General features: G+C 31.5%; 23 protein-coding genes. 6 read left to right on the forward strand and 17 right to left on the reverse strand.

What is annotated here, in order from left to right; all coding sequences use genetic code 11:
* Window position 1: 1 nt before the first annotated feature.
* Complete coding sequence (locus tag ACIQ16_RS01545; RefSeq protein ID WP_396148240.1) at window positions 2-808, reverse strand: glycogen/starch synthase; 807 nt, start codon at window positions 806-808, stop codon at window positions 2-4.
* A gap of 96 nt (window positions 809-904) precedes the next feature.
* Between ACIQ16_RS01545 and panC the strand changes: the two genes are divergently transcribed.
* Genes panC through radA form a run of 5 tightly spaced genes read left to right on the forward strand, consistent with a single transcriptional unit; the run spans window position 905 to window position 5,746 of the window.
* On the forward strand, window positions 905-1,753 hold the full coding sequence (gene panC / locus ACIQ16_RS01550) for a pantoate--beta-alanine ligase (RefSeq protein WP_396148241.1): 849 nt from the start codon (window positions 905-907) through the stop codon (window positions 1,751-1,753).
* Window positions 1,754-1,789: 36 nt separating this feature from the next.
* Complete coding sequence (panD, locus tag ACIQ16_RS01555) at window positions 1,790-2,140, forward strand: aspartate 1-decarboxylase (RefSeq protein WP_166075636.1); 351 nt, start codon at window positions 1,790-1,792, stop codon at window positions 2,138-2,140.
* Between the two features lie 2 nt (window positions 2,141-2,142).
* Entirely contained in the window at window positions 2,143-3,102 is a 960-nt protein-coding gene (locus ACIQ16_RS01560) for a YbhN family protein (RefSeq protein ID WP_396148242.1), read from the forward strand.
* 35 nt (window positions 3,103-3,137) lie between these two features.
* On the forward strand, window positions 3,138-4,364 hold the full coding sequence (locus ACIQ16_RS01565; RefSeq protein ID WP_396148243.1) for an alpha/beta hydrolase: 1,227 nt from the start codon (window positions 3,138-3,140) through the stop codon (window positions 4,362-4,364).
* A 20-nt stretch (window positions 4,365-4,384) separates the two neighbouring features.
* The gene (gene radA, locus ACIQ16_RS01570) at window positions 4,385-5,746 is read left to right on the forward strand and encodes a DNA repair protein RadA (protein ID WP_396148244.1); all 1,362 of its coding nucleotides are present in this window, start codon (window positions 4,385-4,387) and stop codon (window positions 5,744-5,746) included.
* A gap of 60 nt (window positions 5,747-5,806) precedes the next feature.
* On the opposite strand, the gene ACIQ16_RS01575 is transcribed toward radA, so the two are convergent.
* From ACIQ16_RS01575 to ACIQ16_RS01590, 4 genes are all read right to left on the reverse strand, one after another.
* On the reverse strand, window positions 5,807-6,844 hold the full coding sequence (locus ACIQ16_RS01575; protein WP_396148245.1) for an aldo/keto reductase: 1,038 nt from the start codon (window positions 6,842-6,844) through the stop codon (window positions 5,807-5,809).
* A gap of 71 nt (window positions 6,845-6,915) precedes the next feature.
* Complete coding sequence (locus ACIQ16_RS01580) at window positions 6,916-7,371, reverse strand: DUF1569 domain-containing protein (protein ID WP_396148246.1); 456 nt, start codon at window positions 7,369-7,371, stop codon at window positions 6,916-6,918.
* 71 nt (window positions 7,372-7,442) lie between these two features.
* Window positions 7,443-8,408: an OmpA family protein gene (locus ACIQ16_RS01585; RefSeq protein WP_396148247.1), complete on the reverse strand. Its 966-nt coding sequence runs from the start codon at window positions 8,406-8,408 to the stop codon at window positions 7,443-7,445.
* 88 nt (window positions 8,409-8,496) lie between these two features.
* On the reverse strand, window positions 8,497-9,258 hold the full coding sequence (locus ACIQ16_RS01590; RefSeq protein ID WP_396148248.1) for an exodeoxyribonuclease III: 762 nt from the start codon (window positions 9,256-9,258) through the stop codon (window positions 8,497-8,499).
* A 248-nt stretch (window positions 9,259-9,506) separates the two neighbouring features.
* On the opposite strand from ACIQ16_RS01590, the gene ACIQ16_RS01595 reads away from it, so the two are divergent.
* Complete coding sequence (locus ACIQ16_RS01595; RefSeq protein ID WP_396148249.1) at window positions 9,507-11,300, forward strand: GNAT family N-acyltransferase; 1,794 nt, start codon at window positions 9,507-9,509, stop codon at window positions 11,298-11,300.
* 36 nt (window positions 11,301-11,336) lie between these two features.
* On the opposite strand, the gene ACIQ16_RS01600 is transcribed toward ACIQ16_RS01595, so the two are convergent.
* The 12 genes from ACIQ16_RS01600 to ACIQ16_RS01655 form a co-directional block, all read right to left on the reverse strand.
* Window positions 11,337-11,735 carry a DUF2752 domain-containing protein gene (locus ACIQ16_RS01600; protein ID WP_396148250.1) on the reverse strand — a complete coding sequence of 133 codons (399 nt, stop codon included), beginning with the start codon at window positions 11,733-11,735 and terminating at the stop codon, window positions 11,337-11,339.
* A gap of 37 nt (window positions 11,736-11,772) precedes the next feature.
* Complete coding sequence (locus ACIQ16_RS01605; RefSeq protein WP_396148251.1) at window positions 11,773-12,159, reverse strand: DUF4234 domain-containing protein; 387 nt, start codon at window positions 12,157-12,159, stop codon at window positions 11,773-11,775.
* A 39-nt stretch (window positions 12,160-12,198) separates the two neighbouring features.
* Entirely contained in the window at window positions 12,199-13,158 is a 960-nt protein-coding gene (locus ACIQ16_RS01610; RefSeq protein WP_396148252.1) for a 2-hydroxyacid dehydrogenase, read from the reverse strand.
* Between the two features lie 213 nt (window positions 13,159-13,371).
* Window positions 13,372-14,376 carry a tRNA dihydrouridine synthase DusB gene (gene dusB, locus ACIQ16_RS01615; protein ID WP_396148253.1) on the reverse strand — a complete coding sequence of 335 codons (1,005 nt, stop codon included), beginning with the start codon at window positions 14,374-14,376 and terminating at the stop codon, window positions 13,372-13,374.
* 439 nt (window positions 14,377-14,815) lie between these two features.
* Window positions 14,816-16,081 (reverse strand): murein hydrolase activator EnvC family protein, encoded by a 1,266-nt coding sequence (locus tag ACIQ16_RS01620; protein WP_396148254.1) that lies wholly within the window; start codon window positions 16,079-16,081, stop codon window positions 14,816-14,818.
* A 20-nt stretch (window positions 16,082-16,101) separates the two neighbouring features.
* Window positions 16,102-16,881, reverse strand: a complete 780-nt coding sequence (locus ACIQ16_RS01625) for a DUF4292 domain-containing protein (protein ID WP_396148255.1) — start codon at window positions 16,879-16,881, stop codon at window positions 16,102-16,104.
* A 1-nt stretch (window position 16,882) separates the two neighbouring features.
* A complete protein-coding gene (locus ACIQ16_RS01630) occupies window positions 16,883-18,196 on the reverse strand; it encodes a tetratricopeptide repeat protein (protein ID WP_396148256.1) in 1,314 nt (437 codons plus the stop codon).
* 31 nt (window positions 18,197-18,227) lie between these two features.
* Complete coding sequence (locus tag ACIQ16_RS01635; RefSeq protein ID WP_396148257.1) at window positions 18,228-19,238, reverse strand: sugar phosphate nucleotidyltransferase; 1,011 nt, start codon at window positions 19,236-19,238, stop codon at window positions 18,228-18,230.
* A 102-nt stretch (window positions 19,239-19,340) separates the two neighbouring features.
* The gene (locus tag ACIQ16_RS01640; RefSeq protein WP_396148258.1) at window positions 19,341-19,703 is read right to left on the reverse strand and encodes a four helix bundle protein; all 363 of its coding nucleotides are present in this window, start codon (window positions 19,701-19,703) and stop codon (window positions 19,341-19,343) included.
* A gap of 115 nt (window positions 19,704-19,818) precedes the next feature.
* A complete protein-coding gene (gene dut / locus ACIQ16_RS01645; RefSeq protein WP_396148259.1) occupies window positions 19,819-20,253 on the reverse strand; it encodes a dUTP diphosphatase in 435 nt (144 codons plus the stop codon).
* Window positions 20,254-20,335: 82 nt separating this feature from the next.
* Complete coding sequence (locus ACIQ16_RS01650) at window positions 20,336-21,835, reverse strand: lipopolysaccharide biosynthesis protein (protein WP_396148260.1); 1,500 nt, start codon at window positions 21,833-21,835, stop codon at window positions 20,336-20,338.
* A gap of 28 nt (window positions 21,836-21,863) precedes the next feature.
* Window positions 21,864-22,307, reverse strand: a complete 444-nt coding sequence (locus tag ACIQ16_RS01655) for a hypothetical protein (protein ID WP_396148261.1) — start codon at window positions 22,305-22,307, stop codon at window positions 21,864-21,866.
* Between the last annotated feature and the right edge of the window lie 2 nt (window positions 22,308-22,309).

Here is a 22,309-nt window from a genome sequence, read left to right on the forward strand (position 1 = left end):
ATTATTGAACTTTATTTTTTAAAAAATCTAAATACGTTTCTTTAAACGTTTCTTTCGGGGTGAAAGGTAAAAAAGGTTTTTTTGAAGTTTCTATATATTTTGTTAAATCTGCAGGCAAGTTTTCTGAAGCCATAATAATTGCATCAGAATGATCAATTGTAGCTTTCATTAAATTAGTAAAAATAGGCTCTTTGTACTTAGAAATGGCCTCTTCAGGTAAATTATCGTATGCTAATTTAGTGATCAATTCTGCATCAAGCGTTCCTTCAAAATCTGATGCATATACAGAGGTAATAATTTTTGTATCTCCAAAAATACCTTCGTCTTTATAATAATGTTTTAAATACACAGGCAATAAAGAAGCCATCCAACCGTGAACATGAATAATATCGGGTACCCAATTTAATTTTTTTACGGTTTCGACAACACCTTTTGCAAAGAAAATAGCTCTTTCATCATTATCTGAATACAATACACCTTCTTCATCTGAAAAAGTAGCTTTTCTTTTAAAATATTCATCGTTGTCAATAAAATAAACTTGAATTCTTTCTTTTGGTATCGAAGCAACTTTAATAATTAAAGGCATATCCATATCATTCACTACCAAATTCATCCCAGAAAGACGAATTACTTCATGTAATTGATGTCTGCGTTCATTGATATTTCCGTATCTTGGCATAAAAATTCTTATCTGCCCTCCTACTTCATTTATCATTTTCGGCAACTCATAAGAATGTAGTGATACTTCGTTTTCAGCTAAATAAGGCACTACTTCAGATGATACATATAATATCCTCTTGTCATTCATATAATAAATGTTATGTTTTTGTTTAATATGCAAAATTATAAAAATTTATGGACTTAACTACTAAAATAGTAAGTTTGCACTTTATAATATTATAATATGCTTGTTTTTCAAACACAAAATGCGCTTCAAATTGAATTAAAAAAAGCACAAAATCAATCAAAAAAAATTGGTTTTGTGCCTACAATGGGCGCTTTACATAGAGGTCACCTTTCATTATTGGAACAATCTATATCTGAAAATGAAATTACCGTGTTAAGTATTTTTGTAAACCCTACACAGTTTAATAACGCTGAAGATTTAAAAAAATATCCAAGAACATTAGAAAAAGATATAGCACTGGTTCAAGAATTAAACAAAAATATCCTTATTTATGCTCCAACTGTAACAGATATTTATGAAGGCAATACCATTTCCAGATCATTTGATTATGACGGATTAGAACATCAAATGGAAGGCAAACATCGCCCAGGGCATTTTGACGGAGTAGGAACGATTGTGAAGAAATTATTTGAAATTGTAGAACCAACTCACGCTTATTTTGGCGAAAAAGATTTTCAGCAATTACAAATCGTGAAAAAATTAGTTGTAAAACATAAAATTCCAGTAAATGTAATTCCTTGTGAAATTTACCGGGAACCCAGTGGTTTAGCAATGAGTAGCCGGAACGAAAGACTTTCAGATAATGCTCGGAACGAATCTAAATTAATTTACCAAATTCTTTTAGAAGCAAAAGATAAATTTATGCTAAAATCGGCCAAAGAAGTTACTGAATTTGTAGTACGCGAATTTAAAAAACACAAAAATTTTACTTTAGAATATTTTGAAATTGCCGAAGAAGAAACACTTTTATCTTGCAAAAGAAAAACAAAAAACAAAAAATACAGAGGGTTTATTGCGGTTTTTATTGAAGATATTCGATTAATTGATAATATTTCGTTAAAATAAATTATAAAATTTACTTGAATTAATTAACTTTGCCGCATGCAAATACAAGTAGTAAAATCTAAGATACACAGAGTTTCTGTTACTGGAGCCGATTTAAATTATATTGGAAGTATTACAATTGACGAAGCTTTACTTGAAGCAGCCAATATTGTGGAAGGTGAAAAAGTGGCCATTGTAAATGTAAATAATGGGGAACGTTTAGAAACGTATGCCATTAAAGGACCAAGAAATACAGGTGAAATCACTTTAAACGGACCTGCTGCACGAAAAGTACATCGTGGTGATATAATTATCATTATTGCATATGGAATTATTGACTTTGAAGAAGCAAAAACATTCAAACCTTGCTTAGTTTTTCCTAATGAAAAAGATAATTCTTTAACCTAGTTTTGAGAACAAAAGTTAGCAAAATTGCCTCTGTTTTTATTCCCTTGTTATTGGGTTTCGGACTTATATATTACCAATATACCACATTGTCCGTTGAAGAATTAAATAAAATAAAATTTTGCTTTCAAAAAGCCAATTATTTTTATATTTTCCTTTCATTAATAATCTCACTTTTTGGTTATTGGGCAAGAGCCTATCGTTGGAAATATTCCTTACAACATTTAGGATACCAAACAAATTTCAAAAACGACTTTATGTCGGTTTGTGTTTCTTATTTTATGAATTTAACCATTCCTAGATCGGGCGAAATTACCAGAGCTGCCTTATTAAAAAAATATGAAAACGTCCCTTTCGATAAAGGATTTGGAACCATTGTAGCAGAAAGAATTGTAGATTTAATACTATTTTTATTATTTGTAGGTTTAGCATTTGTACTTCAATTTGAAAAACTTTACAACTTCATCAAAGAAAAAATTGCGTTTGAAAAAATAATTTTATTCGGAATTATTGGTCTATTCTTAGGAATCGTTTTTCTTTTGATTTGGATTTATGCCGAATGGAAAATTATAAAAAAAATAAAAAATAAATTTTCAGGATTAATTGAAGGCATGCTAAGCATTGTAATGATGAAAGATAAATGGAAATATATTTTCTTTTCTTTTTTAATTTGGTTTTCCTATTTACTCATGTTTTATATTCCAATTTACGCTTTACCAGAAACGGAAAATATTGGTTTTGACATCGTAATTATGGGATTCATTTTTGGCAGTCTTGCCGTTGGATTCACAAATGGCGGACTGGGTGCTTATCCGTTAGCTATTGCCATGATTTTTTCGTTATACGGTATATCAAATGAAATTGGAACGGCATTTGGTTGGCTGGCTTGGACTTCACAAACCATACTAACCATTATTCTAGGTTTGCTATCTTACGCATTTTTACCACTTTATAATAAAAAATAAGTAGTATATTGCTACCTTTATTAAACCAATTAGTTATGAAAATTAAATTCACTCTACTATTTTTAATGGTTTCTGTTGCCTTGTTTTCACAAAAAGTGCAAGACAAAATACAATCTAAAAAGCTTAACGAAGAAAGAAACTTCTCAGTTATTTTACCGGCTTCATATGAAAACAGTCCCGAAAAAAAATATCCTATTTTAGTTTTATTAGATGGCGAATATTTAGCTGATCCGTTTTCAGGAATTTTAAAATATGGAAACTATTGGGACGATTTACCTGAAATTATTATTGTTGCGGTAAATCAGAATTATGGTGAAACCCGTTTTAATGATAGTAATTATAGCGAAGAAGGATTACCTGCAGAATCAGGCGCTAAATTTTTTGAATTTATAGGATTTGAATTATTACCTTATATTCAACAAAAATACAGAACCCTACCTTTTAGAATTATTGCAGGTCACGATACCACCGCTGGATTTTTAAATTTTTATTTATATAAAGACGACCCGATATTTAATGCTTACATATCTATTTCTCCAGAAATGGCGCCAGAAATGGAAGTTCGAATTGCAGAACGATTAGCAAAAACACAAAAACCAGTATTTTATTATCAAGCTACGTCAAAAGCCGACTTAGAGGAAATTCAAGAAAACACAAAAAAACTAGATGATGTTGCAAAAGAAATTAAAAACCCAAATGTAAACTACCGATATGATGTTTTTCAAAACACTTCTCATTATTCTTTAGTTGCCGAAGCTATTCCAAGTGCATTTTACTTTATTTTCAATGGCTATCAACCAATTTCAAAATTAGAATTCAACGAAAAAATATTAAAATTAGAAAGTGGATATACCCAATACTTAATTGATAAATATGATGCTATTGAGAAGAAAATCGGATTAAAAGTTCAGCCTAGATATTCAGATTTTAAAGCTATTGAAGCCGCAATTATTAAAAACAAGGCCTACTCAGAACTCGAAAATTTAGGGGCGTATGCTGACAAACAATACCCAAAAACAATGTTAGGAACCTACCATAGAGGATTGTATTTTGAAAAAATTGGAGACTATAAACGAGCTGCTAAAGAATATCAAAGTGCTTATTCAAAATCCGAAATTGGTGATTTAACTAAAAATTACATCTTAAATCGTGCAGAGGACTTAAAATCAAGAAAAGAAGAACCAAAACAAGAAATTAAAGAAACAGCACCAGTGGAAACTCCAACAGAAACACCTGCAGAAGCTCCTAAAAAAGACGAATAATTTCGAAAAATAAAATACAAATGGCTAAATTAAAAACTTCCTTCTTTTGCCAAAGTTGCGGCACCAATTATTCTAAATGGCTTGGACAATGTACGTCTTGCAAGGAGTGGAATACAATTGTAGAAGAAATTATTCAGAAAGAAGAAAAACAAGCCTGGCGAAGTACTACTTCTGAAGCAAAAAAAGTAGCGAAATCTTTAAAAATTAACGAAATTTCAACTTCAGAAGAAGTACGAATGAACACCACTGATGGCGAATTAAACCGCGTTTTAGGTGGCGGATTGGTTCCTGGCTCTCTTACACTTTTAGGTGGCGAACCAGGAATAGGAAAAAGCACACTTTTACTTCAAATTTCGTTAAAACTACCTTATAAAACACTTTATGTTTCTGGAGAAGAAAGTCAGAAACAAATAAAAATGCGTGCCGAAAGAATTACGGGACAAACTGATAATTGTTTTATTTTAACCGAAACCAAAACACAAAATATATTTCGTCAAATTGAGGAAATTGAACCTCAAGTAGTAATTATTGATTCAATTCAAACTTTACATACCGAATATATTGAATCTTCTGCAGGAAGCATTTCTCAGATTAGAGAATGTACCGCCGAATTGATAAAATTCGCTAAAGAAACCAACGTTCCTGTCATTTTAATTGGTCATATTACCAAAGACGGAACTATTGCTGGTCCGAAAATTTTAGAACATATGGTTGACACCGTTTTGCAATTTGAAGGGGATCGAAATCACGTGTACAGAATTTTACGAGCTTTGAAAAACCGTTTTGGTTCTACTGCCGAATTAGGAATTTACGAAATGTTAGGAAACGGCTTACGCGAAGTTAGTAATCCATCGGAAATATTAATTTCTAATAAAGACAATTATCTATCAGGTACGGCAATTGCAACTACAATTGAAGGTATGCGCCCGTTAATGATAGAAATTCAAGCATTAGTTTCTACTGCCGTTTATGGCACACCTCAACGTAGCACAACCGGTTATAATCTGAAAAGATTAAATATGATTTTAGCTGTTTTAGAAAAACGTGCAGGATTCCGTTTAGGGGCTAAAGACGTGTTTTTGAACATTACGGGAGGTATCAATGTGGACGATCCGGCAATTGATTTGGCTGTAGTGGCGGCTATATTATCTTCCAATGAAGACATTACTATAGATAAAGATTTTTGTTTTGCTGGCGAAGTAGGTTTAACAGGCGAAATTCGTCCCGTAAATAAAGTAGAACAACGCATACAAGAAGCTGAAAAATTAGGTTTTTCGACCATTTTCGTATCCAAACACAATAAAATAAATCCAAAAGATTTTAAAATTGATGTGCGATTGGTTAGTAAAATTGAAGATTTAGTAGAACAATTGTTTGGGTAGCTAATATTGAAATTATAAAAAACCCTTCGGAACTGTAAAACTATCGAAGGGTTTTTTAATTTAAGGCGCTGGATTTGGAATTAATTCCTGAATTTTATTGATTTCTTCAAAAACGGAATCAGTAAGCATCACATCAAAAGCATTGATATTCTCTTCTAATTGGTCAATTGTGGTAGCACCAATTATGGTTGAAGTTACAAATTCTTGGTGGTTGACGAAGGCAATCGCCATTTCGGTTATCGTCAAGCCCAAACTGTGTGCTAAATCTTGATATAATTTTGTGGCTTTAAAACAATTTTCGTTTGTATAACGTACAAAATTTGGAAACAATTTCATTCGTGAATTTTCTGGAATTCCATTTAAATATTTACCAGATAAAAATCCAAAACCTAATGGTGAATACGCCAATAAACCAACTTTTTCTCGCATACCAATTTCTGACAACCCTACTTCGTATAATCTATTTAATAACGAAAATGGATTTTGAATGGTGGCAATTCGAGGTAAACTGTGCTTTTCGCTTTCCATTAAAAACTTCATCACGCCCCAAGGGTTTTCATTTGAAATACCAATATGTTTTATTTTTCCTTCTTTAATTAAACCATCAAAAACAGTTAAAACTTCAAAAATATTTTCTTGCCAATGGGTATCTAATTTTTCTACACCTCTTTTTTGAAACATATTCATAATACGCTCTGGCCAATGCGTTTGATACAAATCAATATAATCCGTTTGTAAATTTTTTAAGCTTAATTCTACCGCTTCCGTAATGCTTTTCTTAGAAAAATCGAGCGGTTTACGAATGTAATCCATACCTCTATTTGGTCCTGCAATTTTAGTGGCAATCACTAAATCGTCTCTTTTATGCTTGTTTTTGGCTAACCAAGTTCCAATAAAACGTTCAGTACTTCCAAAAATATGTTCGTTTCCGCCAATGGGATACATTTCCGCAGTATCAATAAAATTAATACCACGTTCTACAGCATAATCTAATTGGAAATGGGATTCCGCTTCGGTGTTCTGATTTCCGAATGTCATTGTGCCTAAACAAGCTTTGCTGACTTTTAATTCGGTATTTGGTAGCGTAGTGAATTTCATTATAAAAATTTATTGAATGACGAAGTTACAAAGTTTTAAAAACAGAAAACTGAATGTGATATAGATTTTATTTATTTCAATATATCCTGTATTATTTTTAAATGATGTTTGGTGTGAATCGTTAAAAATTTTTTGGTTTGTTTTACATTTAAATCCTTAAAATAAGGATGATTAAAAAACTGATTTTCAGAAAAAGAATCCAGTTTTAAAACATTATTTTTAGCTGCTGCTAATTTCGAGATTAGTTCCTCTTGAGTAGCTACCTGAGTTGGAATAACAACTTTTGGCGCTTTAGCTTTACCTCTTGGAATTTTACCTGTTGTAAAAACCATAAATTTAGGAAAGGTCCATTTGGGTTGATATTTCAATGGATCTGAAATTTCTATCTGCCCAATAATGCCATTTATAACCAACAAACAATGGTCTATTTGCCAGCCAACAGTACTATTTGAAACCTTCATATTTGTTTTTTCAAAATTAGAAATATGATTTTCTAATTGCTGAAGTAATGGAAGAAGTGAGTTCATATTTTATGAAATAAGAAAGTTGCCTAAAAAAATAATTTCCTCTTAGGCAACTTTTAGTATTAAATTGAATCTTACAACTCGTTTAACAACTTAGACAATTCGTCTAATTTTGGTGTTAAAATAAATTCGATTCTACGATTTTTTGCTTTTCCTTCTACTGTTTCGTTTGACAATAAAGGCGCGAATTCACCACGACCAGCTGCTGTTAAATTTTCTTTTTTAACTTTAGCATTAGCCGATAAAATGGTTACAATTGCTGTTGCACGTTTGGTAGATAAATCCCAGTTATTTTCTACACCACCACCTATAGAACCAACAATTTTATCATTATCTGTGTGTCCTTCAATAAGTACCGAAATATCAGGATTATCTCCTAAAACTTTTCCAACTAAATCCACTGCTTTTTTACCTTCTGATCCAACAGTCCAACTTCCTGATTCGAAAAGTAATTTATTTTCCATAGAAACATACACTTTTCCATCTCTTTCAGTAACGGTTAAACCTTTTCCTTCAAACGCTTTAAGCGATTTAGATAAGGTTTCTTTCAGTTTTTTCATAGCCGCTTCTTTGTCGGCCATAATTTTTTCTAATTCTGCTAAACGCGTAGATGATTTTAATAAATCGGCTTTCAATTTATTTAATTTATCTTGTTCAGCAGCCATTGCTTTTTGTTTGGCTTCTAATTCGGCTAACAATTCACGATTTTTTTTGATATTCGCATCTAACGCTTCGTTACTGTCTTTTTCTAAAGCATCGTAAGACGATTTTAAATTGTCTAAACTTTTCTTAGTAGCGGCGTAATCAGCTGCCAATTTATCGCGTTCCGCTTTTAATTTTTCTGCTTCCGATTTATATTTGTTTAAGTCGGTTTGCAAAGTGGAATTGTTGGTTTTTAAACCTTCATTTTCATCTGCTAACGCGTTGCGTTCTTTTTTTAAATCGGCAAACTTGTTTTCTAAATCTTGATAGATTTTTTTTGAAACACAAGATGTACTCAAACTTAATATCGCAAGTCCTAATGTGATTTTTCTTATCATCTTTTTATATATATTTGATTCTGTTCGAATCGGTTATTATTATTTACTTTAGACGTTTCTTTTTCTTATTTAGTTGTATAGTATTTATCTAACCTATTTCTACCATAACCGGACAATGATCTGAATGCTTGGCTTCTGGTAAAATTAGTGCTCTTTTTATTTTATCTTTTAAAGGTTCGGCAGCTAAACAATAGTCAATTCGCCAACCTTTATTATTATTTCGGGCATTGGCTCTGTAACTCCACCAACTATAATTATGCGGTTCTTTATTTAGATGACGAAACGTATCAATCATTCCTGTCTTCATAAAACCGTCTAACCAAGCACGTTCTTCGGGTAAAAAACCAGATGTTTTTTCGTTTCCTTTTGGATTATGAATATCAATAGCTTCGTGACAAATATTATAATCGCCACAAACTACTAAATGCGGAATTTCTTGTCGCAAGTTTACGATATAATCCTGAATTTCATCCATATATTGAAACTTATATCCAAGTCTGTCATTATTGGTTCCAGATGGTAAATACATGCTCATTACTGAAAGATTTTCAAAATCTACACGGACATTTCTTCCTTCAAAATCCATACTTTCAATGCCAGTCCCAAAAACAATATTTTTAGGTTCCGTTTTACATAAAATGGCGACACCACTATACCCTTTTTTTTGGGCTGAAAAATAATATTGATACGGATAACCCGCAGCTGTTATTTCATCTGTTGGAATTTGATCTTCCGTAGCTTTGATTTCTTGTAAACAAATTACATCTGGGTTAGCACTTTGTAACCATTCTATAAACCCTTTGGTTATGGCTGCTCTAATTCCGTTTACATTATATGAGATAATCTTCATTAACTAATTTAATCGTTATATGTTATAAAACTTATAAATATATAACAAAAGCATTTATTTCTGTTATATATTTAAAATCCAATTCTCAAAAGTAGAAAAAGTTTTCAATAAAATGTAGGATTAAATGAGGAATTTGTAAAAAAATTATCAAAAAACGCCAATTATTAAATTGTTGGCAATTGTTTAAACAAGATATAAATAATTTGAATAGAATTGCTATCTTTGTTACTTGCTCTAAATAAAAATAAATGGGATTAGTTACTGCAAAAGAAGTAGCGAAAGCGATAAAAACGGATAAGTATGGTTTTGTTGGGACTTTTTCTGGGTGGTTGCTCATGAAAGTTCTCAAAATTTCTACACTTAATAAAATTTATAATCGAAATAAGCATTTAAGTGATTTAGAGTTTTTGAATGCTATTTTAGATGAGTTTCAAATTAAATTTGAAATTCCGGAAGAAGATTTAAAACGTTTACCAAAAGACGGCGCTTATATTACCATTTCTAATCATCCTTTAGGTGGAATTGACGGTATTTTATTACTGAAATTAATGCTTGAACGCGAACCTAATTTCAAAATAATTGCCAATTTTTTATTACACAGAATTGAACCGATGAAACCGTATATTATGCCGGTTAATCCGTTTGAAAATCATAAAGATGCTAAATCGAGTGTAATTGGAATAAAAGAAACCTTACGTCATTTGAGCGATGGTAAACCTCTAGGGATTTTTCCTGCGGGAGAAGTTTCCACTTACAAAGACGGCAAATTAATAGTAGATAAACCTTGGGAAGAAGGCGCTTTAAAAATTATCAAAAAAGCAAAAGTACCAGTTGTTCCTATTTATTTTCACGCACAAAACAGCAAGTTATTTTATAGTTTATCCAAATTAAATGATACGTTACGTACGGCAAAATTACCAAGCGAATTATTAACTCAAAAACATCGTATAATAAAAGTTCGAATAGGAAAACCCATTTCGGTTAATGAACTAAATGAACACGAAAGTATTCCAGAGTTAGGAAAGTTTTTAAGAAAGAAAACCTATATGCTTTCTAATTCATTTGAAGAAGAAAACTTTAAGTTGACGTTTCCTAAATTTACGAGTCCGAAAGCAGCGAAACAAATTGTAAAACCTGCCAATCACGAACAAATTATTGAGGAAATTAACTACTTAAAAGAAGGCGATTATCAATTATTGCAAAGTAAAAACTATAAAGTATTTTTAGTAACTGCCGAAAAAATTCCAAATATTTTACACGAAATTGGTCGTTTACGAGAAATTACTTTTAGAGAAGTAGGCGAAGGCACGAATGAAGCCATTGATTTAGACAAATATGACCAGTATTATCATCATATGTTTTTATGGGATGACGATGCTCAAATGATTGCCGGAGCATATAGAATGGGATTTGGCTCGAAAATATTTCCTAAATATGGTTTAGAAGGTTTCTATTTAAACGAACTTTTTAAATTTGAACCCGAATTAAATGATATGATGAGCCATTCTATTGAAATGGGAAGGGCTTTTATTATTTCGCAATACCAACAAAAACCGATGCCCTTGTTTTTACTTTGGAAAGGAATTGTGCATACGACTTTACATTATCCTGAACATAAATTTTTAATTGGTGGTGTGAGTATTAGTAATCAGTTTTCAGAATTTTCGAAATCGTTAATGATTGAATTTATGAAATCCAATTATTACGATCCATATGTGGCGCAATATATTAAACCGAAAAAAGAGTTTAAAGTAAAATTAAAAGACGCAGATAAAGATTTCGTATTTAATGAAACTGAAGCCGACTTAAATAAATTTGATAAAATTATTGATGAAATTGAACCAGGATCGTTACGATTGCCTGTTTTAATTAAAAAATACATTAAACAAAACGCAAAAGTTGTAGCGTTTAACGTTGACCCAATGTTTAACAATGCAATTGACGGGTTGATGTATATAAAAATTTCAGATATTCCAGAAAGTACAGTAAAACCCGTTATGGAAGAATTTCAAGCGGAATTAGAAAGAAAACATAAAGGCTAAAATTCAAATAAAAATAGTATAAATTGTTTTTTTAGCTTAACGCCAAATAGATTGTTTCAAAACTGAATCTAAATTATTGTCTTTGATGTAAAAAAACAATCTAATTAAGTGATAGATTCCTAACAATGCTCCCATAAAATAAGCAAGCTTCATACTGTAAAATAATTTGTCGAAAAATGGTTTTTGATAAAATAATTCTGCAACAAGTTTAAGCAAAACCAAGAGACAAAAAAACACAAATAGGGGTCCAAATAAATGATGAAATAAACTTCTATAAATATCACCTTCATAGAAATATACAATAGATTTTGTAATACCACATCCTGGACAAGGAAAACCAGTTAACATTTTAAACGGACAAAGAGATTGTTCGTTATCTAAATTTCCAGAATTATTTTGTTGTATAAAAAAAGGAACAATTAGTGTAACTAACACACCAATTATCCCTAATATTCTATTTTTTATAAACGGCTTAATTGTATAATTTATTTATATCGCCCTGTATAATCATAGCTGAAACAATTGGGAAGAAAAAACCCAAAACTAATAAAAGTGCTGACTCGTCTTTTTGTGGTTGACCTGTTATTTCATATATTTTTGGCAATGCTTCTTTACCCGCAATCCAATAGTAATATAAATTAATCGGAAAACAACATCCAGCTAAAATTGCAACTGGCGAAGAAATGACTTCTCTACCTACTGCTGCATTCATTACTTCAGCTGCTTTAATATTCCAATATATTAGGTACAATCCGCAAGTTAAAATTCCAAAAATTAATACCATTACTGGATCTACTTTAAATACTGGGATATTTGGCTTAGAGTTATTCCACTCCTCTTGTTTTGTAACTTCATTCATAATTTTATAGTTTTTGTTTTTGATTAGATGCCTGTTTTTTTATTTTGTTACATACACTCGTAAAATTTTATCTACAATAACTTGGGCAAGTTTTTCTTTACTTTCAATTGTCCAACCTGCTATATGTGGTGATAAAAGTACATTATTAGCGTTTAACAAGTATTCAAACGCTTCAGGTTTTTTACCTTCAAATAAGGTTTCAAATGATAGTTTTTCGTATTCTAAAACGTCTAAACCTGCTCCTAAAATTTTACCAGATTGTAAAGCAGAAACTAAATCGGAAGTAACTACACTTTTCCCTCTTGCGGTATTTATAAACCAAAATGGTTTTGAGAATTGATTAATAAAAGATGTGTTTACCATTTTATCTGTTTCTGGTGTCCACGGAATGTGTAAACTTAAGACATCTGCTTTTTGTTGTATTTCTTGTAAGGGAACTTGTTTCGCATTTGAATCGGCAACATTTGATAAAATATCATAGCACAAAACATCAACTTCAAAACCTCTCAATTTTTTTGCGAATGATTTTCCCATATTTCCATAACCAATAATCCCAACTGTTTTGCCGTCCAATTCTGTTCCGCGATTACTTTCACGATTCCATTGTCCAGATTTCACTTCTTTATCGGCATTATTTAAATTATTAAACAATGACAAAAGCATTCCTAAAGCGTGTTCCCCAACAGCTGAAGCGTTTCCTTCTGGAGCTGCAATTAGTTTTATGTTTTTACTTTCGGCATATTCGCAATCGATACTTTCTAAACCGGCACCCACTCGTGCAATGAATTGTAAGTTTTTTGCTTTATCAATAAAGGTTTTATCAATTTTAAATCGGCTTCTAATGACAATGCCGTGATAGTTTTCTATTTTACTTTCTACTTCTTCTTTGGTGGAAGTATAATCTGCTTCATTAATGAAACCAGCCTTTTCTAATTGCTCCCAAAGCAACGGATGATTGGTGTCAAGATGAAGAATTTTAATTGTAGAAATTGTTTGCATAGAATTCATTTTGAAAACGGAAAGTTAGATTATTTCGTAGAGATTCGCAATTTTTTCAATAAGAAACACGTAAACTCAAACACAGATTGACACAGATTTCATTAATGTACAAAATGAAAATAATTCTTGAGACCCTTTCAGGGTGACAAACTAAACGATGATTTTAGGAATACAGCCGTTACTAATTTGAATCAAAAAGATTAAGAAATTAGTTTATTGTACAATTAAAGCATTGTCGTAATTTGCATAAACTTCTTTTATTTGATTAAAAATATCAAATAATTCGTTGTGCCCGTCGGTGGTAACTAAGCGCTGTTTGTATTGTTTGAAATCTTGAATGCCTTTGAAGTAATTGGTATAATGACGACGCATTTCTACGATTCCCACGCGTTCGCCTTTCCATTCCATAGACCAGATTAAGTGATTTTGAGCGGCTTCTACTCTGTCTGCAACAGTTGGCGGGGCTAATTTTTCACCTGTTTTGAAAAAATGTTTGATTTCGTTAAAAATCCAAGGGTAACCAATGGCCGCTCGACCAATCATCATACCATCTAACCCAAATTTATTTTTATATTCTAACGCTTTTTCTGGAGAATCGATATCGCCATTTCCGAAAATAGGCATAGAAATTCGTGGATTATTTTTGATGCGTTCAATATGTGTCCAATCGGAATGCCCTTTATACATTTGAGCACGTGTTCTGGCGTGAACAGTTAAAGCTTGAACACCAATATCTTGCAAACGTTCGGCTACTTCATCAATATTTATTGAACTTTCATCCCAACCCAAACGGGTTTTTACAGTAACAGGTAAATGTGTAGATTTAATAACGGCTTTGGTTAATCGTACCATTAAGTCGATGTCTTTTAAGACTCCTGCACCAGCACCTTTACATACTACTTTTTTAACCGGGCATCCAAAATTAATATCTACCAAATCTGGTTGAACCGTTTCTACAATTTTTGCAGAAAGTGCCATTGCTTCTTCGTCGCCACCAAATATTTGAATACCAACTGGGCGTTCGTAATCGAAAATATCTAATTTCATTCTGCTTTTCATAGCATTTCGAATTAAACCTTCAGACGAAATAAATTCAGAATACATTAAATCTGCTCCGTGCATTTTGCACAAACGGCGAAATGGCGGATCGCTTACATCTTCCATAGGGGCAAGAAGCAAGGGATAATCGGGCAAAATTATGTTTCCTATTTTTGGCATAGTGCAAAGGTAGTACAAAAGTTTATTTTAAACACAAAGGCACATTGATTTTTGGAAATCGATTAGACGCTACACTCAAAATAACTCACAATAGACTGGATTAAAAAATCTGTGTGAATCTGTGTAATCCGTGGTAAAAAAAACACATAGGCACATAGATTCTTTGAAATGCGATAAGACGCTTCGCTCAAAATAGTTCACAATAGATTGCGTTAAAAATCTGTGTAATCCGTGGTAAAAAACAAAGGAACCTAAATGGGTACACGGATTGAACGGATTTTTGCTGAAAGTTTTTTGAAAACAATTGTTGTGTTTTAGCCCCGATAGGAGCGGCATCTTTTTCTTTTGTTGCCTTCGAGTACCTCAGGCAACAAAAGAAAAAATATAGCGGATAGCGGGACCGAAAGTCTTCTGGAAATAAGGGTTTTGCTCCTAAAAATTATTTAGGTTTTAACCAACTTTTTGGATTTAGAACCGTTGTATTCTGATTGATAACAAATTTTAATACCGAATTTCCTTTGGCATTTGTTTTTATTTTACCCAACGTTTGTTTTGCCGTAACTTTATTTCCTACAGAAACCGAAACGCTACTTAAATTACTATATGCGGTAAAGAAATCTCCGTGACGCACCAATACGGTATAGGTATTTGTAGTTTGAGATACTTGCACACCTGATACTTCACCAGCAAAAACGGCACGTGCTGATGAACCAGAATCCGTAGTGATGTCGATTCCACTGTTATGAATGACAATATTGCTATAATCTGGATGTGGTTGATCGCCATATCCAGTGGAAATATATCCTTTTTCTGTAGGCCAAGGCAATTGCCCTTTGTTGGCCTTAAAACTATCTGAAGATAGTTTTCCTTCAGGTGTTAATTCAATTTTTGTAGAAGAAACCGGTGCAGTTTTCACAGGTGTAGTATTTCCGGAAGCAGTTGCTGCAGCTTTTTTCTTAGCAGCATTCTTTTTGTTTTCTGCAGCAATCGCATCGTTAATCATTTTCTTGATTTTTTTATCGATGGATTTTCTTTCTTTATCCATTTTAGCGATATCTGCAGTAATTTTTTTCTTGTCTTTTTGTATAAGTTTTGCCGTTTCTACTTTTTCTTGTTTTAATTTTTCGTGTTCGGCTTTGATTTTTGTTTTTTCAACAATAACCACTTCTTTTTCTTTTTTGTTGGTTTGTAATTCGCCAACAGCGACACCTAATCGGGCTTGTTTTACTTTAATTTCTTCAGCTTGACGTTTTCTGTACCCTGCATATTGTTTCATATATTGTACGCGCTTGTAGGCTTGCAAAAAACTTGTAGAAGACAATACAAACATAAATCGGCTTTGTTCAGAGCGACTTTTGTATGATTTCACAATCATTTTTGCATAATCTTCCTTCATTATTTTTAAATCTTTATTTAACTTGTTAATTTCTAATTGCGTTAAATAAATATTGTCGTCTAAAATTCGTGCTTGTTTGGCTATTGTAGAAATGATTTTTTCGGAAATTCTAATTTGAGCATCTTGTCCGGCAATTTCTTTCAAAACGGATTTTTCCTTTTTCTTTTCGTTCTGAAGTTTAATCTTTAACTCGGCTGATTCTCTTAAAAGTTGTTCTTTTCTTTGTTCTAATTTTTCTTTCTCATCAATTTGTGCCATTGCTGAAAAGGAAAAAAAGAGTACGAATAGGGATAAAAGAAATTTGTTCATTCTTGATATTTTTTACAAAATTAATCTATTTTTATTTGAGAATAACCATCTGGGATAGAATATGGATACGATAATGATTCATTAAACGTAATTTTTTTATATTCTACATTTATTTTTACTTGATTTTGTTGGTTGGCAAGTATAGAAACGCCAGTTGGCATAAATATATTGTCTTGATTCGTAAAAGAAGGATAAGTAACTAAAACGTTTCTATTTTTTGAAATTTGATTGATAAATTGTTCTTTCAACAAATAATTAGCGGTTTCAAAACGAAATAATTTTTCGATATCTAATTGCTTTTTAGATTTTAATTGATACAAATTAGTTACAATTTCTGCTATAAAAACTTCTTTGGTTAAATCATCAATAGGACGACCTAACAACAAATTTTGGACTTTTTGAAAATCTAAATCGGTGCCTAACATTTTAGCTAAAATAGAATAGTCACCATCAAAAAATGTTCCGTTAGCCTTTTCGTAATAACTTACTCTTGTTGGTGTTATAAGTGCTTTTGCCATTGGAATTCCGAAGAATTTTAAGTTAATCCAAATCACTTCATCTTTTTTAATTCTGATATCGGCACCAATGGAAATAGACTGTTTTTGATCTTCATAATCCGCAGCAGAACGAATGGAAACTGTTTGAAAATCTACTTTATTTTCATAATGTTTTTCAATAATTTCTTTAGCCATATTATCTACTTCGGCTTCTTTAGAAACGGTTTGTTCTACGACTGTTTTTTTCGTTTTGCACGAAGCTAAAACGACTACTAATATTAGAAATGTGAAAAGTTTATTCATATTATTTTTTAGAAATTGCATCTAATCTTTTTTGATAGGTTTGTTTCATTTTTAAATCCGATAATCCATCGGCGCAAATTATAAATTGCTTGCAAAATCCAACTTCTAAATTTGGATCATCAATAACGTAATCAATTCCCATTTCTAAAAAATCTTTTGCTTTTTTAAAATTTTTCAAGTTGTTATTTCCTTTTGCAGCGTAATAATACAAATTGGCTTTGGTTGGAAATAAATCGATGTATTCCTCTGATTTTTTTGCCATTTTTTCAAATTGCTTATTGAAATCATAAATATTCAAAAGTAAATCAATCGCTTCAATGTCGTTTGAATTGGATTTTTCGATGTACTTCTGTGCCAATTCGAAATTATTTTTGTTATAGAAAAACTTTCCTAATTCTTTATTTACATCCATACCCACATTATTGTCGAAATATGAAATGCTATTGTCAATTTCTACAAGTAATTGCGGGTTTTTAATGGCAAATATTAAATACTCGTTTAAAACGCGTTGCTTAATTTTAAAATCAATTTTACTGCTTTTTACAACTCTTTTGTAAGAATCTGTAGCTTTTGAAATGTCATTCGCTTGAATATGAAATTTAACCAAACTAACGTGTGCTAAATCAGAATTTGGTAGCTCTTTTTCTAACAACAAAGCCGTTTGAAATGCTTTGTCTTCTTGATTGTTTACAGAATACGCATAAATTAAATCGATATAATTTTGTTCTGATTTAGGGTTGCTTTTTATAGCCGCTTCCAAATCGATTATTTTTGGCTTGTTGCCTTTCGACATATTTTGAAGTTGCAATTGGTACATTTCAATTGTTTTAGATAATGTACCTTTACTTTCAATGTCGTCAATTGCTGTTTTTGCCTTATCAAATTGCTGGGTATTCATATATAACGACACTAAATCTTCTTTCATATTTGCATCGAAAGTGACTAATTTTTCAACTATGATAATTGCTTTTTCATACGCTTTGGTTTGATAATGTACATCGTACAAACCATTCCAATACCAACGTTGTTTGGGCTCTAAATCGACCGCTTTTTGAAACGCATTTTCTGCTTCTATATAATTTTTTTGCGCTAAATAATTTACGCCCAATTGGTAGTGAATTTCTGGGTTTAAAGGTTCTTTTTGCAAACATTTTTGTAAAGATATAATAGCTTTGTCGTAATTTTCTATAGCTTTTTCTTTTAAAGCATCAAAAAAATTAGTTTCAAATTCATTTTCCGCAGTTTCTACTTCTTCTGGATTTATCTGTCCGAAAGAAATTTGAAAAAGGAAAAGGAATGCTATTATTTTATACATATTTTGTTGTTAGAAAAAAGTATTACAAAAATTATTCCATTGTTGAATAGTCGCCTAAACTTACGCTCGTAAACTCGCCATTATAATTTACGTGATTTCCAATCATAGCATTATCTAATTTTGCGTTTTTAATATGTGAATGCGTTTGAATTAAACTATTTTGAATCTTACTATTTTGAATATGTGACCCTTTTCCGATAGAAACATTTGGTCCAATTATGGAATCAATAAGTTGCACGCCTTCGCCAATAAAACAAGGTGGAATGATTTGTGAATTATCTAAACGCACATCATTAGCTACTAAATCTTCGCCGTCTTGATGTAAAAATCCTAACATTCTGTTGTTGGTATCCACGGTAACGTCTTTATTTCCGCAATCCATCCATTCGTCTACTTTTCCAGGCACGAATTTCAAACCTTTAGCCATCATTTGTTTGATGCCATCATTAATTTGGTATTCGCCACCGTGAATAATGTTGTTATCTAAAACGGCTTGTAATTCGTTTTTAAGAACGGCAATATCTTTGAAATAATAAATTCCGATAACGGCTAAATCAGATACAAATTCTTTAGGTTTTTCTACTAATTCAATAATTTCATTAGCTTCATTTAAGTTAATTACACCAAATGCTTCTGGTTGATCAACTTGTTTTACCCAAATTACGCTATCGGCAGTTGCGTCTAATTCAAAATCGGCACGAATTAATGTATCTGCGTACGCTATAACTGCAGGTCCAGATAAAGAATCCTTCGCACACATAATAGCGTGACCCGTTCCTAAAGCTTCATTTTGATAATAAATGGTTCCTTTTGCTCCAATTTTTGTAGCAATCGCCAGTAAATCTTTTTCTACAGTTGCACCGAAACTTTCGTGAATGATAAACGCTACTTCATCAATTGGTTGATTAATTACTTTAGCAATATCTTCTACTAAACGGTGTACAATTGGTTTTCCAGCAATTGGAATTAATGGTTTAGGAATGGTTAATGTGTGTGGGCGAAGACGTGAACCACGACCAGCCATTGGTACTATTATTTTCATATTATATATTTTAAAACTTCAAAATTCGTTATTCAAAATTGAATATTCAACATTTTTAAACATAGAATATTCAACTTGGAATTTTGAATATTGAATTAATTGTTACTTGTTTTTATTTCTTGATGTTTCAATACTTTTTACAAAAATTGATATTAATTCATCGCTTTCTTTAATTGCTGAAGCTATTTCAATTTCTTGTCCTATATACAATTTTGCTCTACATATTATCTTTAAATTAGATTGGGTTTCTCTTAGTTCTTTCAAAACAACCGACATTTTATGAATAAAATCATTTCTTGATTCTGCGCTTTGTGCTTCACTATAGTTCAAAGATGGAGCTGTTCCTGATCTAACAATTTGACCTGACAAATGATTACCAGCTTTTGATGTTTTTACATTATCTGTAATGTTAATGATTTGAACTGCAAAATCAATTAGTCTCTCGTGTAAATCAAATTTTTTCATGGCTTATATAATTATTTCTGTTACTATTTACTTTTTCAAAATTCGTTAATCAAAATTGAATATTCAACATTTTTTAACTTGGAATATTCAACTTGGAATTTTGAATGTTGAAGTTTTACTTCACACCCGTACTACCAAATCCGCCTTCTCCGCGAGACGTTTCGGTTAATTCTATGGTTTCTTGCCATTCGGCGCGTTCGTGTTTGGCGATGATTAGTTGTGCGATGCGTTCTCCGTTTTCAATAACAAAATACTCATTGGATAAATTGACTAAAATCACGCCAATTTCACCACGATAATCAGCATCCACTGTTCCAGGTGAATTTAAAACGGTAATTCCTTTTTTTAAAGCCAAACCACTTCTTGGTCGCACTTGTGCTTCATAACCAATTGGTAATTCTATAAAAAGACCTGTTTTAACTAAAGTTCTTTCTAAGGGTTTTAAAGTTATTGATTCCGTTAAATTCGCTCGTAAATCCATTCCAGCTGAAGCATTCGTTTCGTAGTTAGGTAATGGATGTTGCGATTTATTTATAATTTTTATTTGCATTGTTATTTTTTTTACCGCAAAGTCGCAAAGTTATTTCGCAAAGATTGCAATGTTTTATTTATTTTAAGACTTTAAAGTCTGTTTATTTTCGTTTTATAATTTTTAAAATTACTTCTTTTTCATTTTTGTAAATATAATAACTAAAGCCAATGATTGCAAGTATTCCAAAAACAAACGTTTCTCTTAATTCTTGAACATAGAATGAAATACAAGCTAAAGTTATGGACGCAAAAAGATAGGTTAAGATCTTTTTCATTTCGAAAGGAATTGGGTATTTTTCTTTTCCTAAATAATACGAAATCACCATCATACTGCCGTAAGCACAAATTGTTGCAATCGCTGAACCTATGTAACTCATATCGAATTTTACAATTAAAATATAATTCATACTTAACGTAATTAGAGCACCAATTGCTGAAATGTAGGCTCCAATTATTGTTTTATCAATTAATTTATACCAAACAGATAAACTCGTATAAATCCCTAAAAAGAAATTCGCAATTATGATTAAAGGCACTATTGTCATTGCCTCCCAATATTCTTCTTGTCGTACTAAAAAGAATTTTATTACATCTGCAAAAACAACTACAACTAATAAAATTAACGACCCTAAGATGACAAAATACTTTGTAATGGTTGCGTACGTTTGAGGTGCATTGGCATTTCCAGCTTGACTGAAGAAAAACGGTTCAATACCCAAAGTATATGCGGTACGAAACAAAACCATAAATAAACCAATTTTATAACAAGCCGAATACGCTCCAACTGCAGCTTTTGCAATTGTAGGATCTAACCATTCTGACAATAAAATTTTATCTAAATGTTCGTTGATTCCAAAAGCCAAACCTGCAAATAGTATTGGCCAACCGTAGTGAAGCATTTTTTTCCATAAATCGGTATTGAAAAACCAATTGGGTTTAAAATAATGCGGCATAAACAATACAAAAGTAAACAAGCTCGCCATTAAATTTGACAAGAAAACATACCCAATTTGATAGTCTTCCACATAAAAAGAACTCCAAAAACCTTGCGGATTGGCTTGTGCTAACTTAGGCAAAATTGCCAACAGAAATACGTTTAATAGCAGATAGATTACAACATTAGAAATTTTTAGTACAGAATATCTAATAGGTCTTTGATCTGCGCGAAGCTTAGAAAACGGAATGATTACAAGCGCATCGAAAGCTAAAATCCAAATGGCGTAGTTTATATATTCTTTATCAATATTTAAAAAACCAGCAAGTGTTTTCTGAAATAAAAGGGCAATACACAAAAACAAAATGGTGCTCCAAAAAATAGAAACTGTAGCTGTACTAACGACTTCTTTTTTATGTTGTTGTGAAATTTCGCTGGTGCTTGTGTCTTCTTTATGATAAAATCTAAAAAAAGCCGTTTCCATTCCGTAAGATAAAATAACATTGAAAAAAATCATATAGGCTAACAAAATTGTTATTTCACCATATGCGATTTTCGGCATTAAATCTGTATGCAAACCTACCAATAAAAAACTCATCACACGGGGTAAAACCGTTGCAATGCCATAAATTAGGGTTTGTTTTAAAAGGCTTCTTTTTGAGCTCAATTTATTTTATTTTAAATAACAAAAATAGTTAATTATTTATTGGTTTTGCAGAAGGATAGGCTAACATTGGTAATTCTTTTACATCGTCAATGATAATGGTGCTTTCCTTACTATTAATTTTTAAGAAAACCTTTGCTTGATTGGGTTTTAAATTTGTTTTTATTGTAGGTGTTGGAATCGTTTCAGACTCATTATCAAATGTTTTAATTGACGCTTGATAGGATAAATCATTTAATTTTGTAACTCTTACTTCACGTTCTTGAAATTGAATTTTTATAATTTCTGTGTTTTTTGGTACTGGTTTTTGTAATGTAATAGTTAAAATAGTTCCGCCTCCTGCACCTTTTACGCCACCAACCCAATTTTGATACGTAATTTTTTCAAAATAGTGTTTGGTTTCTTGATGCGCTTTATTTGAAGAACAAGAAACTAAATTCAAAAACGCTATTGCGAATAGTCCAATTATTTTCATAT

Origin of the sequence: Flavobacterium sp. (assembly GCF_044360715.1) — a bacterium.
Classification (GTDB): domain Bacteria; phylum Bacteroidota; class Bacteroidia; order Flavobacteriales; family Flavobacteriaceae; genus Flavobacterium.

Coding starts and splice junctions, on each gene's coding strand:
- ACIQ16_RS01620 (WP_396148254.1), bottom strand. CDS start 16,081: ATGAACAAATTTCTTTTATCCCTATTCGTACTCTTTTTTTCCTTTTCA.
- ACIQ16_RS01575 (WP_396148245.1), bottom strand. CDS start 6,844: ATGAAATTCACTACGCTACCAAATACCGAATTAAAAGTCAGCAAAGCT.
- ACIQ16_RS01585 (WP_396148247.1), bottom strand. CDS start 8,408: ATGATAAGAAAAATCACATTAGGACTTGCGATATTAAGTTTGAGTACA.
- radA (WP_396148244.1), top strand. CDS start 4,385: ATGGCTAAATTAAAAACTTCCTTCTTTTGCCAAAGTTGCGGCACCAAT.
- dusB (WP_396148253.1), bottom strand. CDS start 14,376: ATGCCAAAAATAGGAAACATAATTTTGCCCGATTATCCCTTGCTTCTT.
- ACIQ16_RS01625 (WP_396148255.1), bottom strand. CDS start 16,881: ATGAATAAACTTTTCACATTTCTAATATTAGTAGTCGTTTTAGCTTCG.
- ACIQ16_RS01565 (WP_396148243.1), top strand. CDS start 3,138: ATGAAAATTAAATTCACTCTACTATTTTTAATGGTTTCTGTTGCCTTG.
- ACIQ16_RS01605 (WP_396148251.1), bottom strand. CDS start 12,159: ATGAATGAAGTTACAAAACAAGAGGAGTGGAATAACTCTAAGCCAAAT.
- panC (WP_396148241.1), top strand. CDS start 905: ATGCTTGTTTTTCAAACACAAAATGCGCTTCAAATTGAATTAAAAAAA.
- ACIQ16_RS01630 (WP_396148256.1), bottom strand. CDS start 18,196: ATGTATAAAATAATAGCATTCCTTTTCCTTTTTCAAATTTCTTTCGGA.
- ACIQ16_RS01635 (WP_396148257.1), bottom strand. CDS start 19,238: ATGAAAATAATAGTACCAATGGCTGGTCGTGGTTCACGTCTTCGCCCA.
- ACIQ16_RS01580 (WP_396148246.1), bottom strand. CDS start 7,371: ATGAACTCACTTCTTCCATTACTTCAGCAATTAGAAAATCATATTTCT.
- ACIQ16_RS01640 (WP_396148258.1), bottom strand. CDS start 19,703: ATGAAAAAATTTGATTTACACGAGAGACTAATTGATTTTGCAGTTCAA.
- ACIQ16_RS01595 (WP_396148249.1), top strand. CDS start 9,507: ATGGGATTAGTTACTGCAAAAGAAGTAGCGAAAGCGATAAAAACGGAT.
- ACIQ16_RS01545 (WP_396148240.1), bottom strand. CDS start 808: ATGAATGACAAGAGGATATTATATGTATCATCTGAAGTAGTGCCTTAT.
- ACIQ16_RS01590 (WP_396148248.1), bottom strand. CDS start 9,258: ATGAAGATTATCTCATATAATGTAAACGGAATTAGAGCAGCCATAACC.
- panD (WP_166075636.1), top strand. CDS start 1,790: ATGCAAATACAAGTAGTAAAATCTAAGATACACAGAGTTTCTGTTACT.
- ACIQ16_RS01610 (WP_396148252.1), bottom strand. CDS start 13,158: ATGCAAACAATTTCTACAATTAAAATTCTTCATCTTGACACCAATCAT.
- ACIQ16_RS01655 (WP_396148261.1), bottom strand. CDS start 22,307: ATGAAAATAATTGGACTATTCGCAATAGCGTTTTTGAATTTAGTTTCT.
- dut (WP_396148259.1), bottom strand. CDS start 20,253: ATGCAAATAAAAATTATAAATAAATCGCAACATCCATTACCTAACTAC.